At 63.1% G+C, this 26023-nt stretch carries 25 protein-coding genes; 13 read left to right on the top strand and 12 right to left on the bottom strand.

Annotation, left to right across the window (positions count from 1 at the left end):
* The first annotated feature begins 26 nt into the window (after positions 1–26).
* From hutI to upp, 6 genes are all read left to right on the top strand, one after another.
* The gene (hutI, locus tag LMTR21_RS13040) at positions 27–1241 is read left to right on the top strand and encodes an imidazolonepropionase (protein ID WP_065749971.1); all 1215 of its coding nucleotides are present in this window, start codon (positions 27–29) and stop codon (positions 1239–1241) included.
* Positions 1238–2815, top strand: a complete 1578-nt coding sequence (gene hutH, locus LMTR21_RS13045; RefSeq protein WP_065749972.1) for a histidine ammonia-lyase — start codon at positions 1238–1240, stop codon at positions 2813–2815. The genes hutI and hutH overlap by 4 nt, the downstream gene beginning before the upstream one ends.
* Positions 2812–4482, top strand: a complete 1671-nt coding sequence (hutU, locus tag LMTR21_RS13050) for a urocanate hydratase (protein WP_065749973.1) — start codon at positions 2812–2814, stop codon at positions 4480–4482. The genes hutH and hutU overlap by 4 nt, the downstream gene beginning before the upstream one ends.
* 274 nt (positions 4483–4756) lie before the next feature.
* Positions 4757–6007, top strand: a complete 1251-nt coding sequence (locus tag LMTR21_RS13055; RefSeq protein WP_065749974.1) for a GTP cyclohydrolase II — start codon at positions 4757–4759, stop codon at positions 6005–6007.
* Positions 6008–6027: 20 nt separating this feature from the next.
* A complete protein-coding gene (locus tag LMTR21_RS13060) occupies positions 6028–7266 on the top strand; it encodes a URC4/urg3 family protein (RefSeq protein ID WP_084030367.1) in 1239 nt (412 codons plus the stop codon).
* Between the two features lie 26 nt (positions 7267–7292).
* The gene (gene upp / locus LMTR21_RS13065; RefSeq protein ID WP_065750354.1) at positions 7293–7922 is read left to right on the top strand and encodes a uracil phosphoribosyltransferase; all 630 of its coding nucleotides are present in this window, start codon (positions 7293–7295) and stop codon (positions 7920–7922) included.
* 8 nt (positions 7923–7930) lie between these two features.
* Here upp and LMTR21_RS13070 read toward each other — a convergent pair whose 3' ends face one another.
* The 9 genes from LMTR21_RS13070 to LMTR21_RS13110 all read right to left on the bottom strand — a co-directional run bounded on the left by LMTR21_RS13070 (position 7931) and on the right by LMTR21_RS13110 (position 16076).
* The gene (locus tag LMTR21_RS13070; RefSeq protein ID WP_148635965.1) at positions 7931–9433 is read right to left on the bottom strand and encodes an AMP nucleosidase; all 1503 of its coding nucleotides are present in this window, start codon (positions 9431–9433) and stop codon (positions 7931–7933) included.
* An 89-nt stretch (positions 9434–9522) separates the two neighbouring features.
* Positions 9523–10383 (bottom strand): VOC family protein, encoded by an 861-nt coding sequence (locus tag LMTR21_RS13075; protein ID WP_065749977.1) that lies wholly within the window; start codon positions 10381–10383, stop codon positions 9523–9525.
* Between the two features lie 17 nt (positions 10384–10400).
* Positions 10401–11279, bottom strand: a complete 879-nt coding sequence (locus LMTR21_RS13080) for a VOC family protein (protein WP_065749978.1) — start codon at positions 11277–11279, stop codon at positions 10401–10403.
* Entirely contained in the window at positions 11276–11959 is a 684-nt protein-coding gene (locus LMTR21_RS13085) for a TetR/AcrR family transcriptional regulator (RefSeq protein WP_065749979.1), read from the bottom strand. Before LMTR21_RS13085 ends, LMTR21_RS13080 begins: the two co-directional genes overlap by 4 nt.
* Before the next feature lie 2 nt (positions 11960–11961).
* On the bottom strand, positions 11962–12276 hold the full coding sequence (locus LMTR21_RS13090; protein WP_065749980.1) for a non-heme iron oxygenase ferredoxin subunit: 315 nt from the start codon (positions 12274–12276) through the stop codon (positions 11962–11964).
* 10 nt (positions 12277–12286) lie between these two features.
* Entirely contained in the window at positions 12287–13048 is a 762-nt protein-coding gene (locus tag LMTR21_RS13095) for an SDR family oxidoreductase (RefSeq protein WP_141688022.1), read from the bottom strand.
* Positions 13049–13061: 13 nt separating this feature from the next.
* Positions 13062–13547: an aromatic-ring-hydroxylating dioxygenase subunit beta gene (locus tag LMTR21_RS13100; RefSeq protein ID WP_210250573.1), complete on the bottom strand. Its 486-nt coding sequence runs from the start codon at positions 13545–13547 to the stop codon at positions 13062–13064.
* Between the two features lie 17 nt (positions 13548–13564).
* A complete protein-coding gene (locus LMTR21_RS13105; RefSeq protein ID WP_210250574.1) occupies positions 13565–14836 on the bottom strand; it encodes an aromatic ring-hydroxylating oxygenase subunit alpha in 1272 nt (423 codons plus the stop codon).
* A gap of 34 nt (positions 14837–14870) precedes the next feature.
* Positions 14871–16076, bottom strand: a complete 1206-nt coding sequence (locus LMTR21_RS13110) for an NAD(P)/FAD-dependent oxidoreductase (RefSeq protein WP_246175701.1) — start codon at positions 16074–16076, stop codon at positions 14871–14873.
* A 174-nt stretch (positions 16077–16250) separates the two neighbouring features.
* Here LMTR21_RS13110 and LMTR21_RS13115 point away from each other — a divergent pair, with 174 nt between their 5' ends.
* The 3 genes from LMTR21_RS13115 (at position 16251) to LMTR21_RS13125 (ending at position 18883) form a co-directional block, all read left to right on the top strand.
* Complete coding sequence (locus LMTR21_RS13115) at positions 16251–17258, top strand: amidohydrolase family protein (protein WP_065749984.1); 1008 nt, start codon at positions 16251–16253, stop codon at positions 17256–17258.
* 157 nt (positions 17259–17415) lie between these two features.
* Positions 17416–17751 (top strand): hypothetical protein, encoded by a 336-nt coding sequence (locus LMTR21_RS13120; protein ID WP_065749985.1) that lies wholly within the window; start codon positions 17416–17418, stop codon positions 17749–17751.
* A gap of 166 nt (positions 17752–17917) precedes the next feature.
* The gene (locus LMTR21_RS13125) at positions 17918–18883 is read left to right on the top strand and encodes a Bug family tripartite tricarboxylate transporter substrate binding protein (protein ID WP_065749986.1); all 966 of its coding nucleotides are present in this window, start codon (positions 17918–17920) and stop codon (positions 18881–18883) included.
* Between the two features lie 42 nt (positions 18884–18925).
* Here LMTR21_RS13125 and LMTR21_RS13130 read toward each other — a convergent pair whose 3' ends face one another.
* Positions 18926–19450 carry a MarR family winged helix-turn-helix transcriptional regulator gene (locus tag LMTR21_RS13130; RefSeq protein WP_065749987.1) on the bottom strand — a complete coding sequence of 175 codons (525 nt, stop codon included), beginning with the start codon at positions 19448–19450 and terminating at the stop codon, positions 18926–18928.
* 222 nt (positions 19451–19672) lie between these two features.
* Between LMTR21_RS13130 and LMTR21_RS13135 the strand changes: the two genes are divergently transcribed.
* From LMTR21_RS13135 to LMTR21_RS13145, 3 genes are all read left to right on the top strand, one after another.
* Positions 19673–20554, top strand: coding sequence for an SDR family oxidoreductase (locus LMTR21_RS13135; protein ID WP_065749988.1), 882 nt, complete (start codon positions 19673–19675; stop codon positions 20552–20554).
* 47 nt (positions 20555–20601) lie between these two features.
* Positions 20602–21402 (top strand): enoyl-CoA hydratase/isomerase family protein, encoded by an 801-nt coding sequence (locus LMTR21_RS13140; RefSeq protein WP_065749989.1) that lies wholly within the window; start codon positions 20602–20604, stop codon positions 21400–21402.
* A 129-nt stretch (positions 21403–21531) separates the two neighbouring features.
* The gene (locus LMTR21_RS13145; protein WP_065749990.1) at positions 21532–23157 is read left to right on the top strand and encodes an AMP-binding protein; all 1626 of its coding nucleotides are present in this window, start codon (positions 21532–21534) and stop codon (positions 23155–23157) included.
* A gap of 23 nt (positions 23158–23180) precedes the next feature.
* On the opposite strand, the gene LMTR21_RS13150 is transcribed toward LMTR21_RS13145, so the two are convergent.
* Complete coding sequence (locus LMTR21_RS13150) at positions 23181–23984, bottom strand: enoyl-CoA hydratase/isomerase family protein (RefSeq protein ID WP_065749991.1); 804 nt, start codon at positions 23982–23984, stop codon at positions 23181–23183.
* A 134-nt stretch (positions 23985–24118) separates the two neighbouring features.
* On the opposite strand from LMTR21_RS13150, the gene LMTR21_RS13155 reads away from it, so the two are divergent.
* A complete protein-coding gene (locus LMTR21_RS13155) occupies positions 24119–24994 on the top strand; it encodes an SDR family oxidoreductase (protein WP_065749992.1) in 876 nt (291 codons plus the stop codon).
* A gap of 12 nt (positions 24995–25006) precedes the next feature.
* Here LMTR21_RS13155 and LMTR21_RS13160 read toward each other — a convergent pair whose 3' ends face one another.
* Positions 25007–26020, bottom strand: a complete 1014-nt coding sequence (locus tag LMTR21_RS13160) for an NADP-dependent oxidoreductase (protein ID WP_065749993.1) — start codon at positions 26018–26020, stop codon at positions 25007–25009.
* Positions 26021–26023 lie beyond the last annotated feature (3 nt).

The raw sequence follows: 26023 nt of genomic DNA on the forward strand, positions 1-26023 counted from the left end.
GTCAAGCTCCTGCCGCGGAGGACTGCATGGCCGAGCGCTTCGATCGAATCTGGCTCAATGCCCGGCTCGCTACGGTTCGGGAGGATATGCCCGGGCTCGGTGTGATCGAGGATGGCCTGGTTGCCGCGCGCGGCGGCCGCATCGCCTTCGCCGGCAGCCGGGCCGATTTTCCATCGGATACCGATGCTGCCGAGCGGATCGATTGCGCCGGGCGCTGGATCACGCCGGGACTGGTGGACTGTCACACCCATCTGGTGTTTGGCGGCAACCGTGCACATGAATTCGAGCTGCGGCTGCAGGGCGCAAGCTATGAAGAGATTGCGCGTGCAGGCGGCGGTATTGTCTCGACGGTTGCGGCAACGCGGGCGTCGAGCGAGGCCGAGCTTGTGGCCGGCGCGCTGCCAAGGCTCGACGCCTTGATCGGCGAGGGCGTGACGACGCTGGAGATCAAATCCGGCTACGGGCTCAATACGGAAACCGAGATGCGCCAGCTATCGGCGGCGCGTACGCTGGGCCGCACCCGGACGGTCGCCATCAAGACGTCGTTTCTTGGCGCGCACGCGCTGCCGCCGGAAGCCGATGGCGACAAGGATCGATACATCGATCTTGTCTGCCGCGAGATGTTGCCGGCGGTGGCGCAGGCCGGATCGGCGGACGCCGTCGACGGCTTCATGGAGGGCATCGCGTTCTCGGGAGAGCAAACGGCGCGGGTGTTCCGCGCGGCAAAAGCGCTTGGATTGCCGGTCAAGCTGCACGCGGATCAACTGTCGAATCTCGGCGGCGCCGCGCTTGCCGCGGAATTTTCCGCTTTGTCCGCCGATCATCTGGAGCACACGGACGAGGCCGGCGTTGCCGCCATGGCGCGGGCAGGGACGGTGGCCGTGCTGCTGCCGGGCGCGTTCTATTTCATTCGCGAGACGAAGAAGCCGCCGGTCGAACTGTTCCGCACACATGGCGTGAACATGGCGCTGGCCACCGATTGCAACCCCGGCAGCTCGCCGCTGACGTCGCTTCTGCTGGCCTTGAACATGGGGGCAACGCTGTTTCGGATGACCGTTGCCGAATGCCTCGCCGGCGTAACGCGCGAAGGGGCCCGCGCGCTCGGCATTCTCGGCGAGACCGGTACGCTCCAGGCCGGCAAATATTGCGATCTCGCGATCTGGGATGTCGAGCGGCCGGCCGAGCTCGTTTACCGCATCGGTTTCAACCCATTGCATAACCGGGTGTGGAGGGGACAGTGAGCGGCCCCGACGCCTCCATTGTGGTTTCGCCTGGAAGGGTCAGCCTCGACGATCTGGCGCAGGTCCTTGCCGGTGCGCCGGTCGTGCTCGATCCATCCTTCTGGCCGCGCGTTGAAGCTGCATCTTCGATTGTTGCAGCGGCTGCGCGTGCGGAAGCTCCCGTCTACGGCATCAATACCGGTTTCGGAAAACTGGCATCGAAACGAATCGCTGCCGACCAGACGGCCGTGCTGCAGCACAATCTCATTGTGTCGCATTGCTGCGGGGTCGGGTCACCGACGCCGGAACCGATCGTTCGCCTGATGATGGCGCTGAAGATCGTCTCGCTCGGGCGAGGCGCATCGGGCGTGCGCCGCGAAATCATCGAACAGCTTCAGGCCATGCTGGCACGAGGCATTTACCCGCTGGTGCCGCAGCAGGGATCGGTCGGAGCGTCCGGCGATCTGGCGCCGTTGGCGCATATGACCGCCGTCATGATCGGTGAGGGGCAGGCGCTGGTCGATGGAAGCATTGTGCCGCCCCGCGATGCGCTGGCCGCCGCTGATCTCACGCCGATCACGCTCGGGCCGAAGGAAGGCCTTGCGCTGATCAATGGCACGCAGTTTTCCACCGCCTATGCCATTTCCGGATTGCTGCGCGCCCACCGCCTGGCTTGCGCCGCGCTCGTGACAGGCGCCTTGTCGGTCGATGCGGCCATGGCTTCGACGGCGCCGTTTCGTCCGGAGATCCAGCAACTGCGGGCGCATGCCGGACAAGTCGCTGCAGCCGCCGCCCTGACGGCATTGCTTGAGGGCAGCGATATCCGCATGTCGCATCTCGAAGGCGACGAGCGCGTGCAGGATCCCTATTGCCTGCGCTGCCAGCCGCAGGTGGCCGGCGCCGCGCTCGACATTTTGATACAAGCCGCCCGCACGTTGACGATCGAGGCCAACGCCGTCACCGACAACCCGCTGGTGCTGGTTGATACGGGAGAGATCGTCTCGGGCGGCAATTTTCACGCGGAGCCGGTCGCGTTTGCCGCCGACCAGATTGCGCTGGCGCTGTCCGAGATCGGCGCGATCAGCGAGCGGCGCATCGCGACCCTCGTCGATCCCGCGCTGAACTTCGGCCTGCCGCCGTTCCTCACGCCCGATCCCGGCCTCAACTCCGGCTTCATGATTGCCGAGGTGACGGCGGCTGCGCTCTATGCCGAGAACAAGCAACGCGCCGCGGCCTGCTCGATCGATTCGACGCCGACCAGCGCCAACCAGGAAGATCATGTGTCGATGGCCGCGCATGCCGCACGCCGTTTGTCTGACATGGCGGACAATCTTGCCACTATACTAGGCATCGAGCTCCTGGTTGCGGCGCAAGGCATCGGCCTGCGTGCCCCGCATACGACCAGCCCTGCGCTTGCCGCGGTCATTGCAGTGTTGCGTGAGCAGGTGCCGGCGCTCGGTCACGATCGATATATGGCCGACGATCTGAAGAAGGCTGCGGCGCTGGTCGAAGCTGGCGCATTGCCGGCCGCCGCGATGTCGGTGCTCGAACAGAACCCGTTTCCAATCCTTGCCGAGAGAGACTCCTTGTCATGAACCGCCGACTGGACAACGACCGCACGATCCGAGCGCCCCACGGCTCAGAGATCAGCGCCAAGAGCTGGCTGACAGAAGCACCGCTCCGGATGCTGATGAACAATCTCGATCCCGATGTTGCCGAACGGCCGAGCGAGCTCGTCGTCTACGGTGGTATCGGCCGCGCTGCCCGCGACTGGGAAAGTTTCGATCGGATCGTTGCCTCGCTGCGCAAGCTTGAGGGCGACCAGACGCTGGTGGTCCAGTCGGGCAAGCCGGTCGGAATTTTCCGCACCCATGCCGATGCGCCGCGCGTGCTGATCGCGAACTCGAATCTGGTGCCGCACTGGGCGACGCTCGATCACTTCAATGAACTCGACAAGGCCGGGCTGATGATGTTCGGCCAGATGACGGCAGGCTCGTGGATCTACATCGGCAGCCAGGGCATCGTGCAGGGGACGTACGAAACCTTTGTCGAGGTCGGGCGGCGTCACTACGGCGGCAATCTCGCGGGCAAGTGGATACTGACGGCGGGTCTCGGCGGCATGGGCGGCGCCCAGCCGCTTGCCGCGACCATGGCCGGCGCGTCGATGCTCGCGATCGAATGCCAGCCGAGCCGCATTGAGATGCGTCTGCGCACAGGCTACCTCGACCGGCAGGCAAGCTCGCTTGACGAGGCGCTTGCGATCATGGCGGAGGCGGCGCAGAGCAAGAAGGCAATTTCGGTCGGCCTGCTCGGCAATGCTGCCGATATCTTTCCTGAACTGGTGCGCCGCGGCGTCAGGCCTGACATCGTCACCGATCAGACCAGCGCGCACGATCCGATCAACGGCTATTTGCCGAAGGGATGGACGCTTGCCGAGTGGGAGTCGAAACGCAGCGACGATCCGAAAGCGGTTGAAGTCGCGGCGAAGACCTCCATGGTCGGCCACGTTCAGGCCATGCTGGATTTCCACGCGCAAGGCATTCCCACGCTCGACTACGGCAACAACATTCGCCAGATGGCGAAGGACATGGGACTGAAGAACGCGTTCGATTTCCCCGGCTTCGTTCCGGCCTATATCCGTCCGCTGTTCTGCCGCGGTATCGGCCCGTTCCGCTGGGCGGCACTATCAGGGGATCCCGAAGACATCTTCCGCACCGATGCCAAGGTGAAGGAGTTGATGCCTGACGACAAGCATCTGCACAACTGGCTCGACATGGCCAAAGCGCGGATCAAGTTTCAGGGTCTGCCGGCGCGGATCTGCTGGGTCGGCCTCGGCGATCGCCATCGGCTCGGCATGGCGTTCAATGAAATGGTGGCGCGTGGCGAGTTGAAGGCGCCGATTGTCATCGGCCGCGATCATCTCGACAGCGGCTCGGTCGCGAGTCCGAACCGCGAAACCGAAGCGATGCGCGACGGCTCGGATGCGGTGTCCGACTGGCCGCTGCTCAATGCGCTGCTCAATTGCGCCAGCGGGGCCACATGGGTCTCGCTGCATCATGGCGGGGGCGTCGGGATCGGCTATTCGCAGCACGCCGGCATGGTCATTGTCGCCGACGGAACGCCGGAGGCTGCGCGTCGTCTCGAACGTGTGCTGTGGAACGATCCAGCGACAGGCGTCATGCGCCATGCCGACGCCGGCTATGAAAGTGCTGCCGCATGTGCCCGCGCCAACGGGCTCGATCTGCCGAGCCTGACGTTGTAGCGCACCGGATCGGCCCGCGCTTCGCCGGCGTCGTTGGTTACCTTAAAAAGTGATCGAACGTTGATACACGTGATTTACCCTTGGGCGTCCGGCCATGGGTCCTGGTCAACCGATGGCGCTCGACCGAAGGGCGGATTACCCCTCTTGATGGTTGTGTATGCGCGCAACTTGCTTATATAATGCTGCATGGGTCAGTGACCCCTGCAAATTCAATTGGTTTTCCGGTCAGGCCCGTCATTCAGGCGGGCCGTTGCCGTTTTGGGACTACCGAAAGATGAGCCAGTCCAATCGTACCGACCATATCCGCCTGACATCGCACCCGGTGCCCGGTGCGACGCATGAATTCCCGATCCGGTGGGGTGCGCCGACCGCGCGTGAACGTGGTCCGATCATCGGGACCGTATCGCGTCCGCAGGATCGTAATGTGATTGGCACTCACGGCGGCTCCTATGCGGTCTATCGCGCGCTTGCCGTATCTTCGGGGGCGCTGGACCCGATCCGTCGCCCCGATCTGACCAACACACACCCAGCCGCGACCGTCGGGCCGTTCTCGCAATGGATGGATCCTGAGCGCATTGTTGCGCTCGATCCGTGGGGACATCTCGTGGCGGAGAACTACCGCGCCGAAATCGCTGAGGGCATCGATATCAGGCCGAGCATCGCGATCACGCGCGCCCGTCTCGATCTGCCGGAAATTCAGGCGGCTCTGGCGGCCAAGCGGCTGGAGGCCGATGGCGAGTTCGTTCACGCCAGCGGCTCCGTCTCCGTCGTCAAGATCGCGATCGATCCTGTCTGGTATCTGCCGGGGATCGCGCAGCGCTTCGGCACCAGCGTGACCAACCTGCGGCGTGCACTGTTCGAACAGACGGCCGGCATGTTTCCCGAGCTTGTCACGCGCCCGGATCTGCAGGTCTTTCTTCCGCCGATCGGCGGAACGACCGTCTATCTGTTCGGCGACGTCACGAAGCTTCCGGACCATCGGACCAAGATCACCTGCCGCGTCCATGACGAGTGCAACGGCTCGGATGTCTTCGGCTCCGATATCTGCACCTGCCGTCCTTATCTCATCCACGGCATCGAGGAATGCGCGCGCGCCGGACAGGCCGGCGGCCTGGGCGTCATCGTCTACAACCGCAAGGAAGGAAGGGCGCTCGGCGAGGTCACGAAGTTTCTGGTCTACAATGCGCGCAAGCGCCAGGAAGCGGGCGACGATGCGGCCGCCTATTTCGAACGAACGGAATGCGTTGCCGGGGTTCAGGATGCGCGCTTCCAGCAATTGATGCCTGACGTCATTCACTGGCTGGGATTGAAACGCATCGACCGCTTCATTTCGATGAGCGACATGAAGTATGATGCGCTGACGGGGCAGGGTATCGAAATTGTCGAGCGCGTCGCTATTCCCGATGACATGATTCCGGCCGACGCCCATGTGGAAATCGCCGCCAAGAAGGCTGCAGGATATTTTTCGCCGGACCAGAAGCCCGAGGACCTGATCGCCTCCGGCCGGCCGCTCGAAAAATATTAGCGCGGGCCGGACCTTTGATCGTGACCGAAGACACGAGCGCAGACGCCCTTTCTCTTTTGAGTGCGCAAGCGGTGCGCGCTCGCGCCCACCGGATGCTGAACATCGGCCTGAGCGACCAGCTTCGGCATTTCCGGGTGGACCTTGGCCGGCTCGAGGCGGCGGTTGATCTCGTGCTTGCGACAACGCGCAAGGCCTATCCGACATTCGACGTGCCGTTTCATTCGCGCTGGCGCCATTTCGTCGTCGGTGGCGTCGATCGTTGGGCGGCACTTGCCGGCGCGAGGGGCTGGCGCGACGGCAAGGAGCGCGCCCGCGCCGAATTTGATCTCGCCATCATCAGCGTGTTTCTCGACGCCGGCGCAGGTCCGTCGTGGCGCTATCGAGATCCCCTGACGGGCACAAGCATTGGCCGTTCGGAGGGGCTGGCGCTTGCCAGCCTGGACATGTTTGCGCGCGGCGTTTTCTCCGCGAAGGCTGATGAGCCGCTGCGGGCCGATGCCGCTGTACTTCAGCGACTGACCGTTGCCGATCTGCGGACTGGCTTTCAGGTTGCGGACGACAATCCGCTGGTTGGCCTCGAAGGCCGTGTCAGCCTTCTTCGCCGGCTGGGTGAACAGGTATCGGCGGCGCCGCAGGTTTTCGCTCGCGGCGACACGGCCCGACCCGGCGGATTGTTTGATCACCTCACGGGGGCGGCCGAGCAGGGCGTGATCGAGGCCCCGACGATCTTGTCGGAGCTTTTGCGCCAGTTCGGGCCGATCTGGCCGTCGCGCATCACGCTCGGCGGAATTCCGCTGGGAGATTGCTGGCGTCATCCCGCGCTCAAGACCGAGGACGCGACCAGCGAACTGGTGCCGCTGCACAAGCTGTCGCAGTGGCTGTCGTATTCGCTGATCGAGCCGATGCAGCGGGCCGGGCTGCAGGTGACCGATATCGACGGCCTGACGGGCCTGGCGGAATATCGCAACGGCGGGTTGTTCGTCGACGCCGGGGTCCTTGAGTTTCGCGACCCCGTGGACGCGCAACGCGAGCACGATGTCGCGTCTCCGCTCGTGGTCGAGTGGAGGGCGCTGACCGTTGCGCTACTGGACCGGCTGGCGGATCTGCTGCGGCAGCGCGTTGGCCTCGATCCCGTCTCGCTTCCACTGGCGAAGATTCTGGAAGGTGGCACCTGGGCGGCGGGCAGGGCGATGGCGTTCGAACGCCGGCCCGACGGCTCTCCGCCGGTCAAGGTCGTCAGCGATGGTACGGTTTTTTGAGCGACTATTCGCAAGAGGGCAAGAGCATGGAAGGCGTTACGATCGTGGATCACCCACTGGTCCAGCACAAGCTTACGCTGATCCGGGACAAGACAATTTCGACCAAGTCATTTCGCGAGCTCCTCAAGGAGATCGGGATGCTGCTCTGTTACGAGGTGACGCGCGATCTGCCGCTGACCGATGTGGAGGTGGAGACGCCGCTTGCACGCATGCACTCCGCCAAGATCGCGGGAAAGAAGCTGGTCTTCGTGCCGGTATTGCGGGCAGGGGTGACCTTTGTCGACGGAATGCTGGACCTCGTTCCGACCGCCCGCGTCGCGCATATCGGGCTCTATCGCGAACCGCAGTCATTCGTGGCGGTCGAATATTTCTTCAAATCGCCGTCCGATCTTCGCGAGCGGTTGGCGATCGTGGTGTCGCCGGTTCTTGCAACTGCGAACACGGCGGTGGCGGCGGTGGACCGGCTGAAGGAACGCGGCGCGAAGGACATCCGGTTGGTGTGCCTGCTTGCTGCGCCGGAAGGGGTGGAGCGCTTTCGCGGCTTGCATCCCGACGTGCGGTTGTGGACGGCCGGGATCGACGAGGGGCTGGATGCGAACGCCTTTATCCTGCCCGGCCTCGGCGATGCCGGGGATCGCGCATACGGGACGCGATAGCTGGCTGCTTACTGGAAAGCCGTTTCCGAAAAATTTCGGAGCTTGCGCGAGTGCAGCCGCTCCAGCGGCATATCCGCCAGCTTCTCCAGCGCCCTGATGCCGATCGTCAAATGCTGGCCGACCTGCCGCTTGTAGAATTCGGTGGCCATGCCGGGCAGCTTCAGCTCGCCGTGCAAAGGCTTGTCGGACACGCACAGCAAGGTTCCGTAGGGCACGCGAAAGCGAAATCCGTTGGCTGCGATGGTCGCCGATTCCATGTCGAGCGCGATCGCCCGCGACTGCGACAGCCGTTGCACCGGACCACGCCGGTCGCGTAGCTCCCAGTTGCGGTTGTCTATGGAGGCAACGGTGCCGGTGCGCATGATGCGCTTCAGGTCGTATCCGGAAAACCCCGTGACTTCCGCCACGGCTTCCTCGAGCGCGACCTGAATTTCGGCGAGCGCGGGAATAGGGACCCATAACGGGAGATCGTCGTCGAGAACATGGTCCTCGCGCACGTAAGCGTGGGCCAGCACATAGTCGCCCAGCGCCTGGGTGTCGCGCAATCCGGCGCAGTGCCCGAGCATCAGCCACGCATGCGGTCTCAGCACGGCAATATGGTCGGTGATCGTCTTGGCGTTCGCCGGCCCGACGCCGATGTTGACCATGGTGATGCCGCCATAGTCCGGTTTCTTCAAATGATACGCCGGCATCTGCGGCAGGCGTAGTGCCGGCGCGCCGGCATCCAGCCGCTGTTCGCCGGGGTAGGTGATGACGTTGCCCGGCTCGACGAATTCGGTATAGCCGCCGCCGCCTTTCGCCATCAGCTCTCTGGCGCGCGCACAGAATTCATCGATGTAGAATTGGTAGTTGGTGAAAAGTACGAAATTCTGGAAGTGCTGCGGGCTGGTGGCCGTGTAGTGCGTCAGGCGGTGCAGCGAATAGTCGACGCGCTGCGCGGTGAATTGCGCCAGCGGCCGCGGCCGGCCGACCGGCGCTTCATATGTGCCGTTGGCGATCTGATCGTCGGTTCCATCAAGGTCGGGAACGTCGAACAGGTCCCGGAGCGGTCGCTTGATGTGCTTGGCCGCGCTGCCGTCAACATAGGTGCCTTCAAGAAAAGCAAAATGCAGCGGGATCGGCGTATCCGATTCCGATACGACGACCGGAACGCCATGATTGTGCATGATCAGATCAAGCTGCTCGATGAGATAGGTTTCGAACAGGTCGGGCTGGGTGATCGTGGTCGAGAAGTGCCCAGGCGTCGGCATATGGCCATAGGCCTGGCGGGAATCGATCTGCGTATATGAGTTCGTGGTGACGCTGACTTCCGGATAGAAGGCGCGGTAGCGCCGGTTGCTGTCGCCACCGGCCGCGAGCGCGGCGAAGGAATCGCGCAGGAACGAAGTGTTTCGCGCATAAAGCGATCGCAAGGCTGCGACCGCCTCCCGTGCGTCGTCGAAGCTTTGCCGCGGGAAGGGCTCCGGCGTGGCTATTGAACCAATGGCTTGGGGCTGGCCGTGATTCTTCATGGCCTTAACATAGTATCTTGCACCCGCCATGGGGAGGCTTGACGAGGCGGCCCTGTCAGGAACTTTCTCCGCCCCCAAAAAGCGCGCGTTCAGTTGTTCGGCAAGGTCATGCCGGCGGGCTTTGAGCCCCACATGCAGAAACTCGCCGGCTCGAAGCCGAATTGCCGCGGCCGGTGCGTGGTCTCGTCCTCGATCTCGTCGACGCCGACCGAATATTCGAAGATCATGCCGTCGGGGCCCTCGAAGTACAGGAAGCGTGCGCCCGACGTCGGATGTCGGCCCGGGCCGAACACGATTGGCACGCGGCGCTCACTGAGGAAATAATAGGAGCGCAGCACATCGTCGCTGCTCTCCACCTGATGATTGATGTGCTGGATGCCGGCCTTCGGGGCGCGCACAAGCGCGATCGTGTGATGGATCGCGTTGACGCGCATCAACGGGATGTCGCCGATGCGGTCACTGACGCGGGCGTTGCACACCTGGGTCCAGAACCGTTCGTCGCGGGCGGGATCGCTGGAATTCAGTCCGATATGGCTGAAGCCGGTAATCCCGGCGTCGCGGCTGGCAAAATAGCGGCGCCCGCTTCGTTCGGGCCGCACCACGAGTTCAATGTGGTTACCGGTCGGATCGCGAAAGCCGATGAAGGCTCTTACCTTGCGTTGCTCGGCTTCATGCGGGGAGCCGGCGTGGACGGCATGGCCGAGCGACTCAAGCGTCGAAGCCGCTTCCTGCAGGCTGGCCTCGTCCTCGACCTCGAAGCCGACGGTCTGATCATTGGGATTGCCCTCGGAATAGCACAGCGTATGCGCGCGGGCGTCGGAACGGAGATAGAGATCCTTCTTGCCGCGTTCGGCAATCTGCAGTCCGAGGCAGGTCGTGGCGAAAATCTCGGCAGACTCCAGGTCGGGCGAACCAAGGCGAACGTAGCTCACGTCCTTTAGCTGAATCATGCTGCTCTCCCGTGCATCTACACCGCTGCGCCCAGTTCCGGTACATCTTTGCTTTCGCTCCCCCAGTCGCAGAGCGAGGTCGTGGCGAGCGGAAACTGCCGCGCCAGCCGCGGCTTTCCATCGAGCGTGGCCATGCCATTCACATAAGAGAAGATCAGGCCGTCGGGTCCCTCGACATGCAGGAACATCTGGCGCGAAGCTGGTTCGCGGCCTGGGCCCTGAACGACCCTGAGCTGGCTTTCCTGCATGAAATAGCTGTTCTGCATGATATGATCGAGCGCTTCGACTTCGAATGCCGTGTAGAGAATTCCGTTGCGTTTTGATGGATAGAGCGCAACGCGATGATGCAGTCCGTCGATCCTCACATAGGCGATATCACCGACCCAGTCGCTCACCTCGGCGCCAAGCGCACGCCAGAACGCGAGGTCGCGGACGTGATCGGTCGTGCGGAGGCCAACGCCGTGAAAAGCGACGATGCCGGCGTCGCGCGCCGGAAAATAGCGCCGTCCGCTTCGGGTGGGCCGGACCACCAGATCGATCCGGTTGCCCGATGCATCCTCGGCCAGCAGCGCTGATTGCACGTAGCGGCGCCGGCACTCGCCGGCGGTGGCCTCCCTGGCTGTAAAGCCGGCCGTGCTTAGCCGCCGGCCGATCTCCTTCAGGGCGTCATCGTCCCAGACTTCTATGCCAACGCTTGCACCGTCCGGGGCCTGATGGCCGAGGCTTACCGTGCGAAAGCGGTCGTCCGAACGAAAGGCAATCTCGCCATCCTGATCGGCGACGCGCTGCAGGCCAAAGATGTCGGAGACAAAGCGTGCGCTGGCGCCGGGCTCGCTGACGGCGAGCCGGACGTAGCAGACCGAACTGATCAGCGGTATGGCGCGGCCATTGTTCATCGTGTCCGCGCCTTCGGGTGCTGGTGCTCGAGGAAAATCTTGATCATCCGCCGCCAGACCGCGAACAGCTCATCGAACCATTTTGGATCGTTGTCCCAGAGCGTGCGCAGCGCCATGCCGCGGACGACGCTGAGAGTCAGTGCGACGATGTCGGCAGCTACCGAGGCCGGCACGCCGCTCGCCGCCAGCGCCTCGGTCCAGGCTGTCTCGACCGGCCGGCGGGCCTTGCGGGAGATGTCGAGGATTTGCTTGCGAACGGCATGGTCGGTCGAGGTCGACAGCACGATGTCGATCGCCACCATGAAGTGCTCGCTGAAGAAGAATTCGCGGGCGTCTTCGATGACGGCTTCGATCAGGTCGCGCGGCCGGTTGATGGCGGCGGCGCGGCGGCGGCTCTGGATCTGGGCCTGTTCAAAAACATACTCCAGCGTCGCCACGACGAGCGAATCCTTCGTCGGGAAATGGTGAAGTTGCGCGCCCCGTGACAAGCCCGCCTCGGCGGCGACATCGGCGGTTCGAAAACGGGCGTAACCGCGCCGGCGTATCAGCTCGGACGCAGCTTTCAGGATTCGCGTTCGCGTCTCCTCCGTGCGTTCCGCCTGGGTTCGTCGCCGGGCGGTGCCACGCGATCGGCGCGCGGTTCTTTGCGGGGCGGGGACACGGTCGGGACGGTTCGGCATTTTCACACCTCAATCTGAACCTGCCCGTCAACGATGGTGACGGGATATGTTTTCAACGCGACCTCGCAGGGCATTCCGGTCGGCTCGCCGGTGGTGACGTCGAAAGTGCCAAAATGAAAAGTGCACTCCACGATCTTCCCGCTGATGATGCCTTCCTCCGCAAGCGAAGCTTCGCCATGGGTGCACATGTCGGCGGTGGCGTAGATTGAGCCATCGACCCGATAGAGCGCGACATTGGAGCCATCGGGCAGGGGAGCCTGCTTGATTTCGCCTTCGACCACCTCGTCGGCGGCGCAAAGAATTACTGTTTCGGCCATCGCATGAACCCTAGAGCATGGTGCTGCCGCCGTTGACGCTGATGACCTGGCCGGTCACGAACGACGCTTCGGCGGAAGCGAGATAAGAGACCATGGAGGCGACTTCCTCCATTTCGGCCGGACGGCCCATGGGGATGACGCTGACGAACTTGGCGGCAAGCTGAGGATTGCTCTTCGTGATCGCCATCATCTGCGGTGTATTCACCGCGCAGGGGGCGACCGTGTTCACGGTTATGCCGTCTTTGGCGAATTCGCGCGCCATGCCGGTGGTGAGACCGTGAACGCCGCCCTTGGCGGCGTTATAGGCGGCGTGATCCCACAAGCCATTGCGGACGGAGTCGGCGCCAAGATTGATGATGCGGCCGTACGCCTGCGCGCGCATCCTGGGGACCGCGTACCAGGAGCACCACAGGGCGGTCCACAGGTTGCGGTCGATCGTGGTCTTCAGCGTTTCCGGCGAATGTTCCGCAAAGGCCTTGATGATGCCGCCGCCGGCATTGTTGACGAGAATGTCGAGCCGGCCGAACCGTTCGCTCGCCAGATTGACGGTCTTTTCCGCTGTATCCTGATTGGCGAGGTCACCGGCATGGCTTGCGATCTCCGCGCCGAACTCCCTGGCGAGATGCGCGGCGGCCCGCTGCAGCCTGCTCTCGTCGAGATCGGCAAGCACCAGCCTGGCGCCGTCCCTTGCCAGCCGCTCGGCGATTGCAAGACCGATGCCTTTCGCCGCACCGGTGACGATGGCAACGTTATCTCTGAGCTTTTTGTCCATGTCCGTCATTTCTTCAGAGAATGATGCTGACGCGGCCCTGGCCGCGCAGACCCTCGCTGTCCAGAAGGCAGCGCTTTTCCTTGATCCGGAACGTGCCGTTGCCGGGCAGCAGGCGATAGCGATTGCTGCCGAAATAGGTATCGGTCACGCCGTCCTTGGTCCGATAGGTGATGAATGCCGAACTGACCTCCAGTTCGTCGCCGATCTGTTTTCGGATTCGCACGTTGCTGACGAGGTGACGAGTCCTCGAATGCGGAAACTCGGCGTGCGCGGTTCGTTTCATCAGGCGCTTGACCCGCTCGCTGAGCCGGAAGCGGTCATCGGCGACATAGAACAGGTTGTTATCGGGCGAAGCATCGACGGCGAGATCGGTTGCCGGGACGTAGTAGATCGCATCGTCCGTGAACAGTTCCAGCCATTCCGGCAGGCGCCATTCGTCAAGCAGTTCAGCTTCAGCAAACAGGAAATCCTCGACTTCCGTGCGAGCTATGGCTTGCATGACTGTTGCTCCGTCGTTCATGCCGGCACCCTGAAAACGTGTTCATTCCAGTTCGACCAGAACGCGCGCATCTGCAACTCGTCGTCATAGGACGGGTTTGCCTTGCCCATGCCCTTTGAAATGTCGTTCCACTGCGCCTCGGCGGAGTTGCGAAAACCGCGCTGACACTGTTCGAGCGCCTCGACGTCGTCGGGCGTCGCAAAACCACCGGGGCCGAGAAACTCGAGGAAGTTGAACAGCCGGTACTTCCGCGCCCATTCGGTTTCCTCCCTGGGGGCGAGCGCCCAGGCGCTGATATTCATGAAATCGGGTGCGGCGGGATAATAGGTCCGCACTGTCACCGCCATGATGTCGTTGATCACGAGGTTCGGGAAGATGAACAGGTTGCGATTGAAGGTAGCAATGCGGTCGGCGCGTTCCTTCCCGAACCGCGCGAGCAGGCCGTCATAGAGGCGTGAGAGTTCGCGCTTGCCTTCCTCGCCCCAGGAGGGAATCCACTGCGCCACGGGGCGGCCCCAGGGCGCCTTGTACTCGAGCACGGCATGGCCTTTGCCGAGATCGCGGGCCGATCCCTCGAACGCGACCTGGGCCAGCGCCCCCGTTGCCGACTTCAGATAGTCCAGATAGGTCGCGTGCGTCGTCAGCGCATGATAGCCGTCGATGCTGTTTTCGGTCAGAAGCTTCCAGTTGGCGCGCATCGAATATTCCTGCGTGCCGCCGACGATCGTCATCCCGGTTTCGGCCTGGTCGCAGATCACGTCGAGATATTCCTTGACCGGGCCGAGATAGTCCGAGAGGTCTTCGACGCCCTTGTCGAAACAGATGAAGTTGAAGTCGCGGTAACTCTCGAAGCGTGGAACCTGCTGCATGTTGGAGGTCGAGCGCTCCTTGAAATCCTCGGCGTAAGACGTCTCCCCCGGCTGGCTGCGCAGCTTTCCGTCGAGCCCGAACACCCAGCCGTGATAGAAGCACTGGAAGGATTTGGCGCTGCCGTGCTTCTCGCGGCAGACTTGCGCCCCGCGATGCGGGCAGGTGTTCAGCATCGCCTTGAGATTGCCTTTGCCGTCGCGTGCGAACAGGATATTCCGGCCGCCCACCTGACGGGTGACGAAATCGCCGGGCTTGGCGAGTTCGGAACTATGGCCGAGATAAAGCCAGCATTTGTCGAATATCCTTGTCCGTTCGGCTTCCAGAATCTCGGGATCGACAAAGGCCTGGCGCGAAACCTTGAAGATCTTTTTGGATTCGTCGACCATGAGCGCGGTGTTCATCCGCTGGAACGCGTTCATTGCTGTCTCTCCCCAAAAGGTTCTTTGCTTGTTTTCATTTCAAGGCGGTCCGCAGATCGTAGGCAGGTGACTCCAGATCGGCGCGGGCAGGGTGCTTATTTGCCGCGATCACGCGCCGCAGCATGGCCATCTCCTTGGCGGCATTGACCGACAGCGCGCCGACCACATCCGAGCCGCGCATCGCGATCACCGAGAACTTTCCCGAACGCGTATCGCCACGAACGATGTGATCGCTGTCGAGCATGTCGCCGGCGACCTGAATGTTCAGGTCGTATTGATCGGTCCAGAACCAGGGCGGGTCGTTATATTCGCTTGCCTCACCGATCATGTTGGCGGCGACCGATATCGCCTGATTCTGCGCATTGGCCCAGGTTTCGACCCGGATGGCACGGCCGTGGCAGCGGCTCCATTGCAGCGCCGCGTCTCCGGCGCAGAACACGCCGGGCGCCGCGGTGCGTCCTTTGGCGTCGACTGCGATCCCGGCGACCGATGGCAGCCCAAGCTTGTCCGCGACTGTCGGCACCGATTCGACACCAATGCCGACCAGCACAAGATCGGCAGCGAGCTTGCGGCCGTCGCAGAGCATCACGCCGTCCGCGGCGGCGCCGCTTACCGTCGTGCCGAAGATGAAGCCGACGCCGTGGCTCCGGTGCTTTGCCGCGACGAGATCGCTGACGATGGAAGGAAACGCGCGCGCCAGCAGGCGCTGTTCGCTTTCGATCACGGTGACCGTGCATCCCATCGTCGCCGCCGCGCAGGCCGCTTCCAGGCCGATCACGCCGCCACCGACGATCACGATTCGCGACTTGTTCTGGATCGACTTGCGGAAGCGCAGTGCATCCTCGACGCTGCGGAGGTATTGAATCTCAAGCCCGCAGTCATCGAGCGCAGCGAAGCGGCGAGGGCGCGTTCCGGTCGCGATCAGCAGGCGGTCGAAAGCGAATGAGCGGCCGTCCGCGGTCGATACGGTCCGGCGATCGGCATCGCAATCGGTTACGGCCGCACCGGTCTCGAGTCGGACTCTCAACTTGTCGCGCCAGTCACCGGCCTGCTTGATATAGGTGACAGGCGTGTCCGGCGCGTGAAGCATTTCCTTGGAGAGCTGCGGCCGTTCATAGGGCGGATGCAGTTCTTCGCCGAGCATCGTGATCGCGCCCTGAAACCCCTTCGCGCGCAGGGCTTCGGCGGCCCGGCCGCCGGCCTGGCCTGCACCTGCAATCACGATGTTTTCGATCTGCACCGACAATTTCGGGCCTCGTCCGCTCCCAGGCCGCGATTGACGCAGCCGACATTTATTCTTTGATTGCAAGCATAATAAAAACAGTCCAACCTGCTTGTAAAGTGAGATCGCGGCAGCGCCAGCGGAATCTTTGGCACGGCACGTTTCGGTGCATAACGAGAACGAGGAAGCGTTTTGGCCGAGGCCATCGACACCCATACCCATTTCGTTCCGCGCAGCATCCCGTTGGAAACGGAACGCAATCCGCTCTGGCCGTCGATCGAGACCAGAGGGAGCGACGCTGCCGCGGTCATCGTCGGCGGCAAGGTATTTCGCGTCATCGATTCCAGAAGCTGGGATGCAGAACGCCGGATCGGCGACATGGCGGCTGATGACGTCGACGTGCAGGTCGTTTCACCGATGCCGGAGTTGTTGTCGCACTGGTTTCCAGCCGGGGACGCGGACGCGCTCTGCCGTCAAGTCAATGAAGGGATCGCGGAACTGTGCCGCGCGTATCCCCGGCATTTCGTCGGCATCGGCATGGTGCCGATGCAGGATACGGCGCTTGCGGCCAAGCGGCTGGAGGAAGTGAGTTCGCTCGGCCTGCGTGGCATCGAGATCGGTACCCACATCAATGGTATCCCGCTCGGCGATGCGCGGCTGCGCGAGGTCTATGCCGCGGCCGAACAGGCCGGCCTGATGGTGATGGTCCACCCGCTGCATCCGCTCGGCCTCGACCGCATGGGCGGACGGTCCGAACTTGCCGCCGTTGCTGCATTCCCGCTGGAGACCGCCTTCGCGGCGGTGTCCCTGATGACGAATGGCACTGTCGAGGCGTTTCCGAAATTGCGGTTTTTGCTCAGCCATGGCGGCGGCGCGCTGCCCTGGATATTGCCGCGCTTGCGGCATGCGAGAACGATCGGACCGCCCCTGGATAGCCTGTTTTCGTGCGATCCCGGTGAGATCGCGAAGGCATTTTATTACGATACCATCCTCTATGATCGCGCGGCGCTGGACTATCTCGTTACAAAAGTCGGCAGGGAGCGGTTGGTGGTGGGGTCGGATTATCCCTTTACCATCAAGCAGGACCGTCCGGCGGAATTCGCAGAAGCGGCGCTTGGTATTGCGCGTGAAACGCTCGCTGATAATGCGCGAAGCCTGCTCGGCCTTGAAGCGAGGTCGACGGTGCGCTGCGCTCGTTGAGAGGGAGGTTGTCCTGGGTACGTGCTATTCCTATCCCCAATTCTGTTCGCTGGGGCCGCTGCCGCCGCGCACGCCGGCCCGCCCGGACCCGCAAGTACCGCGCGACAGCGCGCTTGGCCCATGTACGCATGGCACGATAGGCGCTTTCTATTTCTACATGGAAGGCTCGAGTGACGATGCTGCGTTCGGCTTTTGCAATATCGAGGTGTCAGTTCAGCATGTTGCCGATGGCAAGGTGAGGTTGGAGCTCTATTGCATTGCCGACGGCTATCAGAGCGTGCGCGGCATCGGCAGGCGGCATCCGTTGAAAGTGGCGATCCTGGCAAAAGACGTGGTGCTGGCAACGGTGGACTGGCATTTCCCCGACGTGATCTGCGGTCACGCCGATCCCATGCATTTCGCAACGGATCTGGCCATGGCGGATAATCTCTTCGCCAGGATTGACCGAATTGAACTGGTCGGGACGACCGGTGAATCGGAACCTTGTGGGTAGGGTGACGCATCAGCATTGGTCGATGTTGCGATGTCCACATCAATAAACCGGATGGACTGCTTGTAACAAAATGTTCTCATGGATAGTAAACCAGCGTACAATAAGAACAAATCGAGGACCGTCTCCCCGCCAATGGCGGCAACCTGTTGATGTTGGGGAACAAGTCATGCGCGCGTGCCTGACGATCGCGTTCAGCCTGTTCGTTGTCCTGCTCGGGATGGACGTAGCGGATGCCGCATCCTATCCGTCGCGGCGGATCAACCTCGTCGTGCCGTTCCCGGCGGGCAGCGCGACCGATGCGGTGACCCGGCGTCTGGCCGAGAGCGTTGCGGCTGCCACAAATGCAGCCGTGGTGGTCGAGAACAAGCCGGGTGCCGACGGCAATCTGGCGGCGTTGTCGGTTCTGAAGGCCGAGGCCGACGGATACACGGTGTTCGTGACCACCAACTCGACGCAAGCCGCCAACGTCAATCTTTTCAATTCGATGCCCTATGATCCCGCCCGCGATTTTGCGCCGGTTGCCGGGATCATGACTATTCCGATGATGCTGACGGTCAGGGCAGAGTTTCCCGCGCGCAACGTCGGCGAATTCGTCGCATTGGCAAAGGCGCGCGAGAAGCCACTCTCGTTCGGCAGCGGCAACACGTCGAGCCGGGGTGCGGCCGAACTCTTCCGGTCTCGTGCTGGAATTGCGATGCAGCACGTTCCCTATCGCGGAATGCCCCAGGCCCTGACCGACGTTCTTTCCGGCGAGATCGATTGCGTGTTCGCCGATCCGTCCAGCGCGCAAGGGTTGGTACAGGATGGGCGGTTGCGGGTATTGGCGGTGACCAGTGGCGAGCGGCTGGCGTCGATGCCGAACGTTCCGACGGTAGCGGAAGCCGGGGTAACCGGATCAGATATGACCGCCTGGGTCGGCGTCTATGTGCGGGCCGGCACGCCGGCCGATGTCATTGCCAGGCTTAATGAGCTCACGACCGCATTCGTCACGCGGGAGGACACCAAGGCATATCTGGAATCGGTCGGCGCCAAGCCGTTCCCCGCGACCCCCGAGGAGTTGGGGACATTTCAGGCGGCGGATACCAAGCGCTGGGCAGAGATCGTTGCGATTGCGAAAATCGAGAAGAAATGATCCGCCGGCCATCGATGTCGGCGTATCGAAACGTTACGTGGCTCAGGCCGCCCGTCGTCGCTTGCGGGCCTTGGCGCGTGGCGCTTCCGTCTCCTCGCTCTCTTTCTGGCCCTCCGGCAGCGTGCCATCGGACATGGCGAGCAGGTTGTGCTTCATGGCCAGCAGCGCATCCGATGCGCCTTCCAGCTGCTTGCGGTCGATCCCGTTGACGATCATGGCGTTGAACTTGTCGGTTTCCTTGCGGAGCTTCTCGAGGAAACCGCGGGCCTGCTTGGTGACGTAGACGCGCTTGACGCGCCGGTCGACGGGATCGGCCTGCCGTATCACGAAGCCGGAAGACTCCAAGCGATCGATCAGCGCCCCCACGGCGACCTTTCCGACATCGAGCTCGTTGGCGAGCTGGGTCTGGGGCAGGCCGTCCTTGCGCGAAATGAACGCAAGTACCCACCATTGCGAGCGGGTGATTCCGAGCGGCGCCAGGGCGCGGTCGAACATCATCCTCCTGAGCCGCGACACGTCATGGATGAGATATCCAAGCCGGAGATCCCAATCGGGCTGATCAACCATCGATGTTTCCCTTGAAGCGAGTCGGGGCAGGCCTTCAACTAATACCATACACCAGCGTATTTTAAAGGGCATATCGCGATTTTGGGCGCAAAATGGGCGCTGCAGTAGCCAGCCGTTAACTAGTTTACAAAAGAAGTACGCTAGTGTATGAATTGCGGTGCCGGTTTTGGCTGGGGACTAGCGAAGCGCGATCAAAATCGCGCCGCAGGGAAGGAAGACACCATGTTCGACGCCGCCCTGCTTCAAGGCAAGCGGATCCTGGTCACGGGCGGGGGCACCGGGCTTGGCAAGGAAATGGCGGTGGGGTTCGCCGCCCACGGCGCGCATGTCTACATATGCGGGCGGCGCAAGGAGGTGCTGGATCTCGCCGTGGCCGAGATCCGTGAGCGCTCGCGCGGGCAAGCCGACGCCTTGATCGCCAATGTCCGCGACCCTGATAGCATCGAGGCGATGATGTCGGCGATATGGGCGGACGGCCCGCTCACCGGCCTCGTCAACAACGCAGGTGCCAATTTCCTGGCGCCGACCGAAAGCCTGTCGCCGCGCGGCTATGAGGCGATCCGGTCGACGGTGATGGACGGTTCCTTTTACGCTTCCGTTGCCTGCGGCAGGCGGTGGATTGCCGAAGGTTTTCCCGGCGTCATCATTAGCAATCTCGTCACCTGGGTCTGGACCGGATCGGCCTATGTGGTGCCGGCGGCCATGGCGAAAGCGGCGGTGCACGCCATGACCATGTCGCTGGCGGTCGAGTGGGGCCCCAAGGGCATTCGCGTCAATGCGATTGCGCCGGGGCCGTTTCCGACCGAAGGCGCGTGGGACAAGCTCAATCCGTTGGCGGAAACCGGTGTCGGCGCGACGCAGGCGGACGAGGTTCCGCTACGCCGCTTCGGCAAGATGGACGAGTTGCGCAACCTCCTGATCTTCCTGATGTCGGACGGCTGCAGCTACATCACCGGCGATACGATCAGCATCGACGGCGGCCATCATCTGGCGGCGCCCAGTACTTTCGCGGGCCTGGCGAAAGTGTCGCCGGCCGACTGGCAGCGCGCCCGCGAGGCCATTCAGGCGTCGGTGCGGAAGGAAAAGCAAACGCGGTCGATCTGACGCGCGGGCGGTGAAACTGGTTGCGGCACGGAGAGGGAGAGGCGCCGATGGATCTTGCGATGTCGACCAAGAGCTTTGATTGCACCATCGACGCTGGCCTCGCCCACATCGTTCTCAATCAGGCAGACCGCGGCAATCCGATTGATGGGGAGTTTTGTCGTGAGTTCAGCCTGTGCGTTGCCGAACTCAGCGAGCGGGCCGATGTGCGGTCGGTCCTGCTGTCGGCGCGCGGCCGTCTGTTCAGCGTCGGCGGCGACCTGACCTCGCTGGTGAAGCAGGGGGACGCGCTTCCCCGAACGATCAAGGCCTGGACGGCCGATCTTCATGCCGCGATCGCGCGAATGGTTCGCATGCGGGCGCCTGTCGTCGCCGCCGTGCATGGCAATGTTGCCGGCGGAAGCGTGTCGCTGATGGCGGCTGCGGATCTGGTCGTCATCGCGGAATCGGCGCGCATCTCGTCGGCCTTCGCAAAGATCGGGTTCAGTCCGGACAGCGGCTCTACCACCACGGTCACGCGCCGGATCGGCGTGGCGCGCGCGAGACGATTCTTCCTGCTCGCTGAGACGCTGGATGCCAGGACAGCCCTGTCGCTCGGCCTCGTCGACTTCGTCGTTCCCGATGGCGACGTGCAGCGCGAGGCGGAACGAATAGCGCGGGAAGTGGCGACGGGTCCGACCGAGGCCTATGGCGCGATCAAGCGCCTGTTTTCGCAGACGCTGGACCGGTCGCTGGAAAGCCAGCTGGAGGAGGAGGCGCAGACGCTTGCCGCCATCGCGCGAACGGCCGACGCGCGCGAAGGCGTCAAGTCATTCGTCGAAAAGCGAAAGCCGGTATTCACCGGGCGGTGAAACCGGCGCCAGGATCTGGACGCGACAATCTTGCCCAGTTGCAAGCTATCGTAATCCAGAATAAGGTACACTAGTGAACTAAATCAATCCGAACATAGAATTCGGAAAAATCCGCCGTAGGAGGGAAAGATGACCGCAGCCGCTGCCAAGCGAGATATTTCTCCCGCCAGTTTCCGAGAGGCCGGATACTGGCTCGACAAGACCGTCGATCAGCTTCTTACCGAGGCGGTGGCCAGGACACCCGACAAGGTGTCGATCGTCGCCGATCGGGCAGATCGCGGGCAGGCTCTTCGTCTGACCTACAAGGAGCTCGAAAGGCGCGCAAATTGCGCCGCCACCTCGCTGCTGCAGCTCGGCGTCGGGCGCGGCGACATTGTCACGGTGCAACTCCCGAACTGGTGGGAATTCGTCGTCACTGCTTTCGCCTGCAGCAAGATCGGCGCCGTGATGAATCCGGTGATGCCGATCCTGCGGGAGCGCGAACTCGTCTACATCCTGAATTTCTGCAAGGCCAAGGTTTTCATCGTTCCGAAGGCCTATCGCGGATTCGATTACGCCGCGATGGCACAGGGGATGCGCGGCGATCTGCCCGATCTCCAGCACCTGATCGTCGTCGATGGCGACGGGCCTGACAGTTTCGATTCCGTGCTGCTGGCGTCCGATCCCGCAAAACTTCCCTCAGGGCTGGCTCCGGATGACATGGCTGTGCTGATGTTCACCTCGGGCACCACGGGCGAGCCGAAGGGCGTCATGCACACGTCGAACTCGCTCGTTGCCTGCTGCAAGGCGCTGACGGGCAGGTTCGGTCTCGATTCCAGCGATGTCCTGCTGGTGGCCTCGCCGGTCGGCCACATGACGGGATATGCCGCAATCGTTCTGCTCTCGGTCTACCTTGGCGGCACGATGGTCCTTCAGGACGTATGGGAGGCCAAGCACGGCGTCAGCCTGATGGCGAGCGAAGGCGTCACCTATACCGCCGCCTCCACGCCGTTCCTGAGCGACATCTGTGAGGCCGTGAAGGCGGGCGCTCCCCATCCGAAAGACCTGCGCTCGTTCCTGTGCGGCGGCGCGCCGATTCCTTCCGTGCTGATCGAGCGGGCAGCCAACGAACTCGGTCTAAAAGTCTGTTCGCTCTGGGGCATGACCGAGATTCTGTCGGGCACGCTCACCGAACCTTCGCGGGCAGGGGAAAAGTCGGCGACCACGGATGGCCGGGCGCAGGACGGGATGGAAGTCCGGATTGTCGATCTCGACGGCAAGCCGGCGCCTGCCGGTCAATCGGGGCGGCTGCTCGTTCGTGGTGCCCAGATGTTCAAGGGCTACTACAAGCGGCCGGAGCTTCAGACATTTGACGGCGAGGGGTGGTTCGATTCTGGTGATCTCGCCTACATGGACGAGGATGGCTACATCCGCATTTCGGGCCGGGTGAAGGACATCCTGATCAGGGGCGGGGAGAACGTGCCGGTCGTCGAGGTCGAGAACCTGCTCTACAAGCATCCTGCCGTGGCCGCGGTCGCCGTCGTTGGTTTTCCGGATGCGCGGCTCGGCGAGCGGGGTTGCGCGTTCATCGTTCCACGACAGGGCAGCACGATCGATCTGGCGACGGTGCAGGCCTATTTGGGCGACTGCAAGATGGCGAAGCAGTTCTGGCCGGAGCGCGTCGAGGCGGTCGCTGACCTTCCGCGCACCGCCAGCGGCAAGATCCAGAAGTTCAAGCTGAAGGAGATCGCTGCGGCGTTTGCCGAAACGAAGTAGCGCAAAGGCGGCATCCGTCCTGGTTATTGATCGGAGTAGGTCGGATTCCGCCGCTCGCGAAACGCCGCGACCGCTTCCGCGTGGTCATTCGTCTCCAGCAGGATCACCTGCTGGCGGTCTTCCATCATGAGTGCGGCATCCAGACTCGGGGCGTCGATGAGGACGTTGAGCGCCTGCTTTGTCAGCCGCAGTCCCATCGGCGAGACGCGCAGCATTTCGGAGGCGAATTCCAATCCCTTGGCCAGCAATTCGTCGGCGGGAACGATATCACTGACCAGCCCGATCGCCTTGGCGCGCTCGGCCTTGAGGAAGCGGCCCGTGAGCAACAATTCGGAGGTGACGGAAAGGCCTACCAGCCGAGGCAGGAGGTAGCCCGAACCCATGTCGCAACCGCCGACGCCGATGCGGATATAAGCGGCATTCATCCGTGCATCCGGTGTGGCGAAGCGAACGTCGCAGGCCAGCAGAAAAGAAAAGCCGGCGCCGCACGCGGCGCCATGGACAAGCCCGATGATCGGCTGCGGGCAGGATCGCATCAAGCGGATCACGCCGGAATAGTTTTGCTGCATCCTGAGCTGGCGCTGTGGCCGTCCTTTGCCGGGTGCGGCGAACGCATCCGAGCCGAGTTCGGCGCCTGCCGAAAATTGCGGTCCGTTGCCGCGCAGGATCACGACGCGCGTCGTCGGCCGGTCGTGGAGACCGGAGAAATAGCCGGTCAGATCCGCAATCATTTCCGGCGAGACGGCGTTGAGCTGGTCGGGGCGGGTCAGGGTCAGGATCTCGATCGCGCCGCGGGTTTCCAGGGTAATCGTGTTCGGTTGCGTCACGGCTGAGCTCCCATCGTCATTGTCTTACGTCAGATAGTAATATAGTGTACCATAATCGGGCGCAATGCTCGCCGGGCGCCGGCGGCGCTGGCACAGGCCGCAGGATAGCGACAAGACGTCAGGGAGACGAGACCATGCCATATCAGTCCGTGTTCAGGCCGGACCTGTTCAAGGGTCAGACGATCATCGTGACCGGTGGCGGCAGCGGGATCGGGCGCTGCACGGCGCATGAGCTCGCGGCCCTCGGCGCAAACGTGGCGATCCTCGGCCGAACGGTGGAAAAGCTCAACGAGGTGCAGCGGGAAATCGAGGAGGATGGCGGGCAGGTGATGAGCCACGCCTGCGACATCCGCGATGACGCGATGGTCGTGGCCGCCATCGAAGCGGTGCTTGCGAAATATGGGCGCATCGACGGCCTCGTCAACAATGCCGGCGGCCAGTTTCGCGCGCCGTTGAAGGCGATCTCCACCAAGGGATTCGAGGCGGTCGTGCGCAACAACCTGACCGGCGGCTTCATTTTCATGCGCGAGGTCTATAACCGTTGGATGGAAGCCAATGGCGGCGCGATCGTGAACATCATCGCCGACATCTGGCACGGCTGGCCCGAGTTCGGCCACTCGGCGGCCGCCCGTGGCGGCATGCTGACGCTGACTGAAACGGCCGCCTGCGAGTGGTCGGGATCGGGCGTGCGCGTCAATGCGGTGGCGCCCGGCGGGATTGTGTCGAGCGGCTTCGATACCTACACGCCGGAAATGCAGGCGAAGCTGCACGACTTCACCGAGCGTGTGCCGCTGCAGCGTTTCGGAACGGAAGCGGAAATATCCGCCGCTATCATCTTCCTGCTTTCGCCGGCGGGCGCCTATGTCACCGGCTCCTGCCTTCGCGTCGACGGCGGCACGCCGAATGCACGAACCACCTGGAAGCTGGAGCCGCACAGCCGCAGCGTGCCGTTCGAAGGCTTTCATCGCGCCACATTGCCCGAGGTGATGAAGCGGAAAGCCAGCGGCTAAGGTGACCGTCGCCTAGTCGACGGCAATGATCAGCTTGCCGTGATTTTCTCCGCGGTAAAGCCGGGCAATGGCGCCAGGCGCATGTTCGAGCCCCGGCAGGATTTCCTCGTCGTGGACGATCTTGCCGTCGAGCGCGAATTGCGTCAGGTGCGTTGCCGCTTCCTCGAACTCGGCGATGTGGTCAAAGATAATGAAGCCCGACCATCGCAGGCGACGGGTGAGAACTTCCCGTTCGGGACGGGGCCCTGTGGGAACAGGCGTCCAGGAGGCGTTCGCGGCCGTGCCGCACTGGATGATCCTTCCGCGCAGCCGCATGGAGCGGATCGCCGCATCGGCGATTGGCCCGCCGGTATTGTCGAAGAAGACGTCGTTGCCATCTGGGCATGCCTCGCGGATCGCGCCGGCAAGATCGGCGGTGTCGCGATAGTTGATCATGCGCCGATAGCCGTAGCGCGCTTGGGCCAGTGCAGCCTTTTCGGCCGAACTGGTCAGCCCGACGGCATGGCAACCGGCTATCCGTGCGAGTTGTCCGACAAAACTTCCGACGCTGCCGGCCGCGGTCGAGACCAGCACATGTTCGCCGGGCTTGGGATCGCCAAGCCGGTGCAGCGCCAGATAGGCGGTGAGACCGTTGATGCCGAGCAGGCCCAGATTGGCGCTCAGCGGCAATGCCGAGGGTGTTACGCGGCGCAGCACGGCCTGTGGCGTGGCGACACAATACGTCTGCCAGCCGAACCAGCCATAGACGAACTCGCCCGCGTGAAATTCGGCGGCATTGCTCTCGAGAATTTCGCCGACGGCGAGCGCGCGCATGGGCGAGTTGAGCGGCACCGGCGCGCTGTAGTTCCCTTCATCATTGGCCCATCCGCGTTGGGCCGGATCGACTGAGAGGTAGCGGTTCCTGACCAGGATCTCGCTCTTGCCGGGCGCGGGCATCGGTTCCGTCGCCAGCGCAAAATGCTCGGCTTGTGGTATTCCCCGCGGCCGCGAAACCAGCCGCACCTGTCGGTTCACGATAGCGCCCATGGT

The organism is Bradyrhizobium paxllaeri (assembly GCF_001693515.2).
GTDB lineage: Bacteria > Pseudomonadota > Alphaproteobacteria > Rhizobiales > Xanthobacteraceae > Bradyrhizobium > Bradyrhizobium paxllaeri.

Coding starts and splice junctions, on each gene's coding strand:
- hutI (WP_065749971.1), top strand. CDS start 27: ATGGCCGAGCGCTTCGATCGAATCTGGCTCAATGCCCGGCTCGCTACG.
- hutU (WP_065749973.1), top strand. CDS start 2,812: ATGAACCGCCGACTGGACAACGACCGCACGATCCGAGCGCCCCACGGC.
- LMTR21_RS13055 (WP_065749974.1), top strand. CDS start 4,757: ATGAGCCAGTCCAATCGTACCGACCATATCCGCCTGACATCGCACCCG.
- upp (WP_065750354.1), top strand. CDS start 7,293: ATGGAAGGCGTTACGATCGTGGATCACCCACTGGTCCAGCACAAGCTT.
- LMTR21_RS13070 (WP_148635965.1), bottom strand. CDS start 9,433: ATGAAGAATCACGGCCAGCCCCAAGCCATTGGTTCAATAGCCACGCCG.
- LMTR21_RS13075 (WP_065749977.1), bottom strand. CDS start 10,383: ATGATTCAGCTAAAGGACGTGAGCTACGTTCGCCTTGGTTCGCCCGAC.
- LMTR21_RS13080 (WP_065749978.1), bottom strand. CDS start 11,279: ATGAACAATGGCCGCGCCATACCGCTGATCAGTTCGGTCTGCTACGTC.
- LMTR21_RS13085 (WP_065749979.1), bottom strand. CDS start 11,959: ATGCCGAACCGTCCCGACCGTGTCCCCGCCCCGCAAAGAACCGCGCGC.
- LMTR21_RS13090 (WP_065749980.1), bottom strand. CDS start 12,276: ATGGCCGAAACAGTAATTCTTTGCGCCGCCGACGAGGTGGTCGAAGGC.
- LMTR21_RS13095 (WP_141688022.1), bottom strand. CDS start 13,048: ATGGACAAAAAGCTCAGAGATAACGTTGCCATCGTCACCGGTGCGGCG.
- LMTR21_RS13100 (WP_210250573.1), bottom strand. CDS start 13,547: ATGCAAGCCATAGCTCGCACGGAAGTCGAGGATTTCCTGTTTGCTGAA.
- LMTR21_RS13105 (WP_210250574.1), bottom strand. CDS start 14,836: ATGAACGCGTTCCAGCGGATGAACACCGCGCTCATGGTCGACGAATCC.
- LMTR21_RS13120 (WP_065749985.1), top strand. CDS start 17,416: ATGGAAGGCTCGAGTGACGATGCTGCGTTCGGCTTTTGCAATATCGAG.
- LMTR21_RS13125 (WP_065749986.1), top strand. CDS start 17,918: ATGCGCGCGTGCCTGACGATCGCGTTCAGCCTGTTCGTTGTCCTGCTC.
- LMTR21_RS13130 (WP_065749987.1), bottom strand. CDS start 19,450: ATGGTTGATCAGCCCGATTGGGATCTCCGGCTTGGATATCTCATCCAT.
- LMTR21_RS13135 (WP_065749988.1), top strand. CDS start 19,673: ATGTTCGACGCCGCCCTGCTTCAAGGCAAGCGGATCCTGGTCACGGGC.
- LMTR21_RS13140 (WP_065749989.1), top strand. CDS start 20,602: ATGGATCTTGCGATGTCGACCAAGAGCTTTGATTGCACCATCGACGCT.
- LMTR21_RS13145 (WP_065749990.1), top strand. CDS start 21,532: ATGACCGCAGCCGCTGCCAAGCGAGATATTTCTCCCGCCAGTTTCCGA.
- LMTR21_RS13155 (WP_065749992.1), top strand. CDS start 24,119: ATGCCATATCAGTCCGTGTTCAGGCCGGACCTGTTCAAGGGTCAGACG.
- LMTR21_RS13160 (WP_065749993.1), bottom strand. CDS start 26,020: ATGGGCGCTATCGTGAACCGACAGGTGCGGCTGGTTTCGCGGCCGCGG.